Genomic DNA, 9201 nt, shown 5'->3' on the forward strand with positions numbered 1-9201 from the left:
CCGTTAGCCCCGACCGCAGTCGGGGTATGGGAGCGCAGTGGCGATTGTGGAGAAAGTGATCGAAGCTTCCCCGGAGCAGGTCTGGGCGGTGCTGGCGGACGGGTGGACGTACAGCGACTGGGTCGTCGGCACGGTGCACGTCCGCGACGTCGACGACGCCTGGCCCCGGGTGGGCAGCCAGCTGCACCACAAGGCCGGGCCGTGGCCGTTCTCCCTGCACGACTCCTCGACGGTGCTGACCTGCGAGCCGCCGCGTCGGCTGGTCATCCGCGCCGGCCTCTGGCCGGCCGGGGAGGCCGTCGTGGTCTTCACCCTCGAAGCGGTCGGCGCGGGCGCGACCCGGGTCCGCATGGGTGAGGACTTCGCCGCCGGCCCGCTGCGCTGGGTGCGCAACAAGGTCAACGACCTGGTGCTGCACCAGCGCAACAAGGAGACCCTGACCCGGCTGGCCGACATCGCCATCCGACAGAAGGCGGACGGATGACACAGACCGTGGTGGTGACCGGGGCGAGCGCCGGCGTGGGACGGGCGATCGCCCGCCGGTACGCGGAGCGCGGCGCCCGGCTCGCACTGCTCGCCCGGGGCGAGGCCGGTCTGGCGGCCGCCGAACGGGACTGCCGGGAGCGGGGCGCCTCGGACGTGCGCACCTACCGGGTGGACGTGGCCGACGCCGGGGCGGTGCAGCAGGCCGCCGACGACGTGGTGCACCGCTTCGGCGGCATCGACGTCTGGGTGAACAACGCGATGGTCTCGGTCTTCGCCCCGGCGTGGGAGATCCCGGCCGCGGAGTTCCGGCGGGTCACCGAGGTCAACTACCTCGGCACCGTGCACGGCACCCTCGCGGCGCTGCGCCACATGCGGGCACGGGGGCGGGGCGCGATCGTGCAGGTCGGCTCCGCGCTGGCCTACCGCGGGATCCCGTTGCAGTCGGCGTACTGCGCGAGCAAGCACGCCGTCCAGGGCTTCAACGACTCGCTGCGGGCGGAGCTGCTGCACGACTGCCCCGGCGTGAAGCTGTCGATGGTGCAGCTGCCGGCGGTCAACACCCCGCAGTTCTCCTGGGTACGCACCCGGCTGCCCCGGCATCCCCAGCCCGTACCGCCGATCTTCGCACCCGAGGTGGCCGCGAGGGCGGTCGTCTGGGCGGCCGACCACGGGCCGCGCGAGTTGAACGTGGGCGGACCGACCTGGCGCGCCCGACTCGGCGACGTCCTCGCGCCCGGCCTGCTCGACCGGAAGCTGGCGCGCGACGGCTACGACAGCCAGCAGACCGAGACACCGATCGACCCGGCCGCCTGGCGGGACAACCTGGACCGCCCCGGGGACGACGAACGGGACCGGGGCGCGGAGGGCGTGTTCACCGACCGGGCCCGCCGCCGCTCGGCCGCGCTGTGGATCGGTACGCACAAGCCGGCCGTCTCCGGCGTCGCCCTGGCCGGGCTGACGGTGGCCCTGACCGCGCTGGCCCGTCGCCTCCGCTGACTCCGCGTTCGTCCCTCGTCGGGGCGGAAGACGGGCCGGTAGGGGTGGCCTTTTCCACCCGGATGTGGCAACTGGCTACGCTCTCAGGGAGCCCTGTCCGCCGACCGAGGATGTCCGACATGATCGAACCCGTGCAGTTGCCCGTGCCATGGCGGGACGCACGCCTGACCGTCGTGGTTCCCACCTACAACGAGGCGGGCAACCTCCCGGTGCTGGTCGAGCGGCTGCTGGCCCTGCCGCTGCCGGGCCTGAAGATCCTGGTCGCCGACGACAACTCGCCGGACGGCACGGGTGAGGTGGCGGACAAGCTGGCCATCGAGCACCCCGACCGGGTCGAGGTCGTGCACCGGGCCGGCAAGGAGGGCCTGGGCCGCGCCTACGTGGACGGCATCGGGCGTGCCCTCGACGGTGGCGCGGAGTACGTGGCGCAGATGGACGCCGACCTGTCGCACCCGCCGGAGGCGCTGCCGGGCATGCTCGGCGCGCTGCTCTCCACCCAGGCCGGCGTGGTGATCGGTTCCCGGTACGTCCCGGGCGGCGAGCTGGACGAGAACTGGCCGCTCTACCGGCGGGCCCTCAGCGGCTGGGCCAACCTCTACGTGCACACCCTGCTGCGGGTCCGGATCCGCGACCTCACCGCCGGCTTCAAGATCTGGCGGGCGGACGCGCTGCGCGACATCGGCCTGGAGCGGGTGCAGTCCAACGGCTACAGCTTCCAGGTGGAGATGCACTACCTGGCCACCAAGCTGGGGCACACCATCCTGGAGGTGCCGATCCGCTTCGAGGAGCGGCGCGACGGCGCGTCCAAGATGACCACCGCGACCAAGATCGAAAGCGCGCTGATGCCGTTCAAGCTGCGCAGCAAGCACCGCAACATCGAACGCTGAGCCCGCCCGGCTGCGGGGTCCCGCCCCGCCCTGCCTTCTCGTCCCGCCTGCTTGCCCCGCCCCCGCCCGCCACGCACGCCTCGACTCCCCGCTGCCGCCTTGCCCTGGCTCGTCCGCGTTCGGCGGACGGGTCGGGCGGGCCGCTCGGCCCGTCCGCCCGGGCGGGTCGCTCGGCCGATGAGGCGGGCGGGCGGGTCGGGTGGCCGGCGGGCGGTGGGCGGGGCTGACAGACGGGAGCAGGGCCCGCGGCGTGCACGGCTGGCCGGGGCGGCTGGTCGGAGCAGCTGGCCCGGGCGGCCACGGTGCATCACTCCCGGGACTATCCGGTCACCCCGCCTCGCAACTACCCAGCGTTACCTAACTCTGAGTCACCCCCGCGCCCGAGTCCGACCTGCCCCGTCGGCCCTTTGCTCTGCAGCCACGCACGCACCAGCTCTCCTACCTGGAGTTTTCCAAGGGGCGGCATGGCCGCCAAGCCAGCCACGGGTCACCCATAGCTACCGTTGCGTATATGGCTGCAGAGCAAAGGGCGAAGCGAGGGATCCCTCCCGCCCGCAGAATCCTCACGCTGAGTAGCCAATGCGTCCACGACACCAGCGGCCCTCGGGAGGGCGTCGGTCAGCCCTGCTGCCCGCCAGCAGGCTTCCGGCCAGGGCCGGTTGGCGCCGTCGGCCGGGGCCGGATTGACGCCGTCGGCCGTGACCACCTCGGACCATTGGCGGACGAGCCAGCCAACCGGGGCCGGCGGTGTCAGCGGTAGACGGCGCGGTGCGCGGCGTCGATCCCGGCCGCGTACAGCGGGCCGGTGAGGGCGCGGTCGCGGGCCAGGGCGGCGCGGGCGGCGTTCGCGCCGGGGGCGCCGTGCACCCCGCCGCCCGGGTGCGCCGACGCGCTGGCCAGGAACAGCCGGTCCACCGGGGTGTCCGCGCGGCCGAGGCCGGGGATCGGGCGCAGGAACAGCTGCTGGTACGCGGCAGCGGTGCCGCCGCCGAGCGCGCCGCCGACCAGGCTCGGGTCGCCCGCCTCCAGGTCGGCCGGCCCGGCCACGTGTCGCCCCACGATCAGGCTGCGGAAGCCCGGCGCGGCCTCCTCCAGCACCCGTTCCATCCGCTCGACGTGCGCGGCGATCTCCTCCGCCCGCCACCGCTGGCGGAACGGCAGGTGGGTGTACGACCAGAGCGACTCCGTGCCCGGCGGCGAGTGGCTGGGGTCGGCCACCGACATCTGGCCCAGCAGCAGGAACGGGTCGCGCGGCACCTCCTGACGGGCCAACGCGGCGGCGTAGCTGGTGAGCCCGTTCAGGTCCGCGCCCAGGTGCACCGTACCGGCGGTGGCGACCGCCCGGTTGGTCCACGGCACGGGGGCCGACAGCGCCCAGTCCACCTTGAGCGTCGAGCCGTCCCAACGGAAGTGCGCCAGGTCCTCCACCAACCGGGGCGGCAGCGCCGCCGCGCCGACCAGGTCCAGGTAGAGGGCGGGCGCGGGGACGTCGGCGAGCACCGCCCGGCGGGCCCGCCAGAGGGCGCCGCCGACGGTACGCACGCCCATCGCCCGGCCGCGCGCCGTCAGCACCCGGTCGACGTGTGCGCCGTAGAGGATCCGGCCGCCGCGCTCGGTCAGCCGGGCCACCAGCGCGTCGGTGATCTTCTGTGCGCCGCCGTCGGGCACCGGCCAGCCGACCTGCTGGCCGAGCATGGCGAGCAGCCAGCCGTACACGCCCGAACCGGCCTCCTCGGGCGACAGGTCGGTGTGCAGGGCGCAGCCGGCCAGCAACGCCGGGCCTCCCTCGCCCTCGAAGAGTTCGTCGCCGAGCTTGCGTACCGGCACCACCAGGCGCCGGGCCAGCCGCAGCGCCCCGGACACCCGCAGCCGGCGCAGCAGGGTCAGGCCCCCGCGCACCGGCGGGAACGGCGTGGTGATGGTCTCCAGCATCGGCTCGGCCACCTGGCGCCAGTCGTCGTACGCGTGCAGCCAGCGCTTGCCGTCGCCCGGCGCGAACGCCTCCAGCGAGGCCGCGGTGGTCTCCGGATCGCGGTTGAGCACCGCCGCCCGTCCGTCGGGCAGCAGGTGGGCCAGCACGTCCGGGGAGTGCCGCCAGCGCAGGCCGTAACGGTCGAGGCCCAGCCCGCGCAGCACCGGGGAGGCGTAGCCGAGGGGGTAGAAGGAGCTGTAGAGGTCGCTCAGGAAGCCGGGGGCGGTCACCTCGGCGGACCGCACCGCCCCGCCCGGCGTGGCCGTGGCCTCCAGCACCAGCACGTCCCAGCCGGCGTCGGCCAGCAGGTTGGCGGCGACCAGGCCGTTGTGGCCGGCTCCGACGACGACGGCGTCCGCGCTCTCCGCGCCGGGGCAACTCATCCGATCCGCCTACCCGGCCAGCAACCGGGCGAAACGCGTTTGTCGCGCCGGGGCCGGGGCATGCACTGCCATGTACACGGTTGCGCAGCTCATAGGCGGAGTGTGGGGCGCGGGCGGCGAGGGTGGCGAGTTGGTCGTACACGATCCGGCCGACGGCTCCCCGGTCACCTCGGCGCCGGTGGCGACGGCCGACGAGGTCGGCAAGGCGGTGGAGGCGACGCGCGGCGTCGCGGCGGAGTGGGCGGCGACCGCTCCCGCGGAACGGGCGGCGGCCCTGCACCGGGCGGCGGACGCCGTGGCGGCGGCGGCCGACGACCTGGCCCGCGCGACGACGGCCGAGATGGGCAAACCCCTGTCGGACGCCAGGGGCGGTGTGGAGGCGGGGATCGGCACGCTGCGACAGTACGCGGAGCTGGCCCCGGTGCGCGGCGGGCGGACCCTGCACGGCGGCACCCACGCCCTCGACTTCATGACGCCGCAGCCGCGCGGGGTGGTCGCCGCGATCACCCCGTGGAACGACCCGGTGGCGGTCTCCTGCGGGCTGCTCGGCGCGGCCCTGGTCACCGGCAACGTGGTGCTGCACAAGCCGAGCGAGCGCGCCCCGGCGACCGGCTGGCTGCTGGCGAAGGCGCTCGACTCCGCGCTGCCGCCCGGGGTGCTGTCGCTGCTGACCGGGGGACCGGAGGTCGGCGCGGCGCTGGCCGCGCAGGAGGTGGACGTCGTCGCCCACGTGGGCTCCACCGCCACCGGGCGGGCCATCGCGGCCGCCGCGGCGCGGACCGGGGCGAAGGTGCTGCTGGAGAACGGCGGCAGCGACCCGCTCGTCGTGGACGGCGACGTCGACCCGGTGTGGGCGGCCGGGCAGGCGGCCCTCGGCGCGTTCGCCAACGCGGGGCAGATCTGCGTCGCGGTGGAGCGGATCTACGTGCACCGCGACGTCGCGGAGGACTTCACGCAGGCGTTGGTGGAGCGGGCCGCGCAGCTGCGGGTGGGCCCGGGCGGCGACCCGCGCACCGAGCTGGGGCCGCTGGTGGACCGGCGGCACCGCGACCACGTGCACGGGCAGGTGACCGCGGCGGTCGCGGAGGGCGCGCGGATCCGCGCCGGCGGCACGCTGCCCGACGGGCCGGGGGCGTTCTACCCGGCGACCGTGCTGACCGACTGCCGGCACGACATGACGGTGGTGCGCGAGGAGACGTTCGGGCCGGTCGCCGCGATCGTCGCCGTCGACTCGTTCTCCGAGGCGCTGCGGTGCGCCGCCGACTCCCCGTACGGGCTGGCCGCGACGGTGCTGACCGGATCGATGAGCCACGCCCAGCGCGCCTGGCGGGAACTGCCGGTGGGCACCGTGAAGGTCAACGCGGTGTTCGGCGGGGCGCCCGGCGGCGCCGCGCACCCGCGCCGGGGCAGCGGACACGGCTACGGCTACGGCCCGGAACTGCTGGACGAGTTCACCGCGACGAAGGCGGTGCACATCGAGGCGCCCGGCGGCGGCCACTGGTGACGCACGCGCAGAGGCTGTCCGCGGGCGGACAGCCTCTGCGTGGCGTACCCGATGACGGCCTCAGCGGCCGCGGGCCTTGGCGGTCTGGCGGTTGTTCGCCTTCTCGATGGCCTTGACCAGTTCCGGCTTGGTCATGCTCGACCGGCCGGGCACGTCCAGCTTGCGGGCCACCTTCATCAGGTGGTCCTTGGTGGCGTTGGCGTCCACCCCGCCGGCGGTGGGTGCCCGGCGCTCCGGTCCGCCACCGGCCGCCTGGCGGTCGCTCGGGCCCTTGCGGCCCTTGGGCTCCCAGTGGTCGCCCACCTTCTCGAACTCGTGCTTCACGGCGGCGAAGGCGGTGCGGTGCGCCCGCTCCCCCTCGCCGTACGTCTCCACGGCCGAGTCGTGCGTCTTCTCCCAGGTGCGCTGCGCCTTCTTCGGGGAGCGTCGCAGCGTGCTGGGCAGTACCTCGCGCCCGGGCATCTCGTCCTCCTCCGCGTCGGTGGGTTCGGCGTTGACCGTTCCCCCGGGCCCCGCCGGCAAACCGGGAGGCCGGGTTTGTCGATTTCCGGCCAGGGGTACCGGCGGGGCCAGGCGAAGCCGGATGCACCGGGTCATCCGGCGGCCGGCGGGGCACAGGGAGCGGGCCATGACGACGACGGAACCCGGCGCGGCGCTCAGCGGGGAGCGGCGATTGCGGATCCCCCGCCGGGTACGCCAGCTGAGCTGGCGGACGTGGCGCGGGGTGCTGGTGCGCAGCGTGCGCAACTTCGTCAAGGACAACTGCGCGGACTGGGCCGCGGCGCTGACCTACTACGGAGTGCTCGCGCTCTTCCCGTCCACGATCGTGGTGGTCGCCCTGGTCGGGCTGGTGTCCAACGGCGAGCAGACCGTCGACACCGTGCTGGACCTGGCCCGGGACATGGGCGCCGGCTCGGTGGTGGCCAACGAGGGCTTCGTCGGCGTCGTCCGGGGCGTGGTGGACCAGAACGACTCGGCCAGCGTGCTGCTGAGCTTCGGTCTGCTCGGTGCGCTCTGGTCGGCCTCCGGCTTCATCGGGGCGTTCACCCGCGCCTCCAACGCCGTCTACGGGGTCGAGGAGGGGCGGCCGGTCTGGAAGCTGCGGCCGATGCAGATCGGCCTGGCGGCGATCTCGCTGGTGCTGCTGGCGGTCGTCGCCACCGGGCTGATCGTCAGCGGGCCGGTCACCGACGCGGTCGGCGACCTGATCAACGCCGGCGGGCTGGCGCGTACGGCGTGGAGCATCGCCAAGTGGCCGGTGCTCGCGCTGATCATGATGGTGCTGCTGAGCCTGCTGTTCTGGATCGCGCCGAACGTCCGGCAGCCGCGGTTCCGCTGGCTCACCCCGGGCGGCGCGGTCGCCCTGCTCGCCTGGGTCCTCGCCTCCTTCGGCTTCGGCCTCTACGTGGCCAACTTCGGCTCGTACGACGCCACCTACGGCAGCCTCGGGGCGGTGATCGCGTTCCTGGTCTGGCTCTACCTGTCCAACTCGGCGCTGATGCTCGGCGTGCAGATCAACGCGGAACTCCAGCGCGGCCGGGTGCTCCAGGCCGGCGAGCCGGACGCCGACGAGCCCGTCCTGCCCCCGAAGACGCCCGCCGCCACCTGACCCGCGCGGGTTTACCGACCGCGCCCGGCTCGCCCGTTTACCGCCGATGCCACCGGGTAGCGCAGAAGGCATGGAACGTGGCAGCAGCAAGCACGGACCGAGGGTCGACGAGCAGATGAGCCGGGAGGTCAGCGGCCTCGTGCAGGGGCCGGGGACCGGCGGCTCGCGGGTCGACGAGTCCCGTGTGCCGGAACCGGCGGGTGAGGACCAGCCGGAGCCGACCACGGCCCCGGCCGGCGAACTGCGTACGGGCGCGCCCAAGGGGATGAGCTCCGAGGACGTCGAGCGACGCAGCCGGCTCGGCCGGTTCATCACGATGACCGCCCTGCCCGGTGACCGGGAGGCGCTGATCGCCAACGCGCGCGACAACGAGGCGCCGGCGGACATCGTCGCCGAACTGGAGCGGCTGCCCGAGGGCATCCGCTACCAGACGATCTCCGAGGTGTGGGCGGCGCTCGGCCACAAGAACGAGACGACCCGTTGGTGACCGGATCCCCGCACGATCCGGCCTGTCACCGGCGGACGAAGGAGGATGCCTGATGAGTGGCGTTACCGAACACGTGGACGTCTCCGTCCCGGTGCGCACCGCGTACGACCAGTGGACCCAGTTCGAGGACTTCCCCCAGTTCATGGAGGGGGTGCAGGAGGTCCGGCAGCTGACGGACACGATGACCCACTGGACGGTGGAGATCGCCGGGGTGAAGCGGGAGTTCGACGCCGAGATCACCGAGCAGCTCCCCGACGAGCGGGTCGCCTGGCGCTCGACGGGCGGCACCCAGCAGGCCGGCGTGGTGACCTTCCACCGCCTGGACGAGGACACCACCCGGGTCACGCTCCAACTTGAGTTCGAACCGCACGGCGTGGTCGAGCAGGCCGGCGACAAGCTCGGCATCGTCGACCGGCGCGCGAAGGGCGACCTGGAACGGTTCAAGCAGTTCATCGAGCGGCGCGGTCAGGAGACCGGCGCCTGGCGCGGCAAGGTCGACCGTCCGCAGCCCTGATCTCCCGCCCCCGGGTGTGAACCTCCGATGGCCGCCGGCTTCCCCGGCGGCCATCGTCGTTTGCGGGCACCGGGCCGGGGTACCGCGAGGGGTATGACGGACGACGACAAGGTGTGGCGGGACGAGGAACGGACTCCACTGCGGGAACTGGACCGGGCCGTCGCGCGTTCGACCCTGGACGGCCAGGCCGACGACGTGACGGGGAACGACGCCGGCGAGGAGGCGGCCTTCGGGCACGGCCCGGAGGCGGTGGACCGGGGCGGGCAGGCCGCCGGGGCAGGCCGCGAGCCGACCGACCCCGACCGCGCGTACCGGCCCTCCACGACCGGCCGGACCGGGCCCGACTCGATGTGAGCCGCGCGG

The 9201-nt window shown here is 74.2% G+C and carries 10 protein-coding genes; 8 read left to right on the forward strand and 2 right to left on the reverse strand.

The window, feature by feature from the left end:
• Nucleotides 1–55: 55 nt before the first annotated feature.
• The 3 genes from AB0G13_RS24350 (at nt 56) to AB0G13_RS24360 (ending at nt 2369) form a co-directional block, all read left to right on the forward strand.
• The gene (locus AB0G13_RS24350) at nt 56–484 is read left to right on the forward strand and encodes an SRPBCC family protein (protein ID WP_357878303.1); all 429 of its coding nucleotides are present in this window, start codon (nt 56–58) and stop codon (nt 482–484) included.
• Nucleotides 481–1482, forward strand: coding sequence for an SDR family oxidoreductase (locus tag AB0G13_RS24355; protein ID WP_357878306.1), 1002 nt, complete (start codon nt 481–483; stop codon nt 1480–1482). Before AB0G13_RS24350 ends, AB0G13_RS24355 begins: the two co-directional genes overlap by 4 nt.
• 119 nt (nt 1483–1601) lie before the next feature.
• A complete protein-coding gene (locus AB0G13_RS24360) occupies nt 1602–2369 on the forward strand; it encodes a polyprenol monophosphomannose synthase (protein ID WP_357878309.1) in 768 nt (255 codons plus the stop codon).
• Nucleotides 2370–3119: 750 nt separating this feature from the next.
• On the opposite strand, the gene AB0G13_RS24365 is transcribed toward AB0G13_RS24360, so the two are convergent.
• A complete protein-coding gene (locus tag AB0G13_RS24365) occupies nt 3120–4724 on the reverse strand; it encodes an NAD(P)/FAD-dependent oxidoreductase (RefSeq protein WP_357878312.1) in 1605 nt (534 codons plus the stop codon).
• A gap of 70 nt (nt 4725–4794) precedes the next feature.
• Between AB0G13_RS24365 and AB0G13_RS24370 the strand changes: the two genes are divergently transcribed.
• Nucleotides 4795–6228, forward strand: coding sequence for an aldehyde dehydrogenase family protein (locus AB0G13_RS24370; RefSeq protein ID WP_357878315.1), 1434 nt, complete (start codon nt 4795–4797; stop codon nt 6226–6228).
• Between the two features lie 60 nt (nt 6229–6288).
• Here AB0G13_RS24370 and AB0G13_RS24375 read toward each other — a convergent pair whose 3' ends face one another.
• Nucleotides 6289–6690, reverse strand: coding sequence for a ChaB family protein (locus tag AB0G13_RS24375; protein ID WP_091095813.1), 402 nt, complete (start codon nt 6688–6690; stop codon nt 6289–6291).
• A 166-nt stretch (nt 6691–6856) separates the two neighbouring features.
• Between AB0G13_RS24375 and AB0G13_RS24380 the strand changes: the two genes are divergently transcribed.
• The 4 genes from AB0G13_RS24380 (at nt 6857) to AB0G13_RS24395 (ending at nt 9192) form a co-directional block, all read left to right on the forward strand.
• Nucleotides 6857–7837, forward strand: coding sequence for a YihY/virulence factor BrkB family protein (locus AB0G13_RS24380; protein ID WP_357878318.1), 981 nt, complete (start codon nt 6857–6859; stop codon nt 7835–7837).
• A 70-nt stretch (nt 7838–7907) separates the two neighbouring features.
• Nucleotides 7908–8324: a DUF2795 domain-containing protein gene (locus AB0G13_RS24385; protein WP_357878321.1), complete on the forward strand. Its 417-nt coding sequence runs from the start codon at nt 7908–7910 to the stop codon at nt 8322–8324.
• A gap of 52 nt (nt 8325–8376) precedes the next feature.
• Entirely contained in the window at nt 8377–8838 is a 462-nt protein-coding gene (locus AB0G13_RS24390; RefSeq protein ID WP_357878324.1) for an SRPBCC family protein, read from the forward strand.
• A gap of 93 nt (nt 8839–8931) precedes the next feature.
• Nucleotides 8932–9192: a hypothetical protein gene (locus tag AB0G13_RS24395; protein WP_357878327.1), complete on the forward strand. Its 261-nt coding sequence runs from the start codon at nt 8932–8934 to the stop codon at nt 9190–9192.
• Nucleotides 9193–9201 lie beyond the last annotated feature (9 nt).

The sequence above is a fragment of the Micromonospora sp. NPDC023633 genome (assembly GCF_040640035.1).
GTDB lineage: Bacteria > Actinomycetota > Actinomycetes > Mycobacteriales > Micromonosporaceae > Micromonospora.

Excerpts from the sequence above, each read along its gene's own strand:
- AB0G13_RS24355 (WP_357878306.1), top strand. The coding sequence starts at position 481 with ATGACACAGACCGTGGTGGTGACCGGGGCGAGCGCCGGCGTGGGACGG.
- AB0G13_RS24360 (WP_357878309.1), top strand. The coding sequence starts at position 1,602 with ATGATCGAACCCGTGCAGTTGCCCGTGCCATGGCGGGACGCACGCCTG.
- AB0G13_RS24365 (WP_357878312.1), bottom strand. The coding sequence starts at position 4,724 with ATGAGTTGCCCCGGCGCGGAGAGCGCGGACGCCGTCGTCGTCGGAGCC.
- AB0G13_RS24370 (WP_357878315.1), top strand. The coding sequence starts at position 4,795 with ATGTACACGGTTGCGCAGCTCATAGGCGGAGTGTGGGGCGCGGGCGGC.
- AB0G13_RS24375 (WP_091095813.1), bottom strand. The coding sequence starts at position 6,690 with ATGCCCGGGCGCGAGGTACTGCCCAGCACGCTGCGACGCTCCCCGAAG.
- AB0G13_RS24380 (WP_357878318.1), top strand. The coding sequence starts at position 6,857 with ATGACGACGACGGAACCCGGCGCGGCGCTCAGCGGGGAGCGGCGATTG.
- AB0G13_RS24385 (WP_357878321.1), top strand. The coding sequence starts at position 7,908 with ATGGAACGTGGCAGCAGCAAGCACGGACCGAGGGTCGACGAGCAGATG.
- AB0G13_RS24390 (WP_357878324.1), top strand. The coding sequence starts at position 8,377 with ATGAGTGGCGTTACCGAACACGTGGACGTCTCCGTCCCGGTGCGCACC.
- AB0G13_RS24395 (WP_357878327.1), top strand. The coding sequence starts at position 8,932 with ATGACGGACGACGACAAGGTGTGGCGGGACGAGGAACGGACTCCACTG.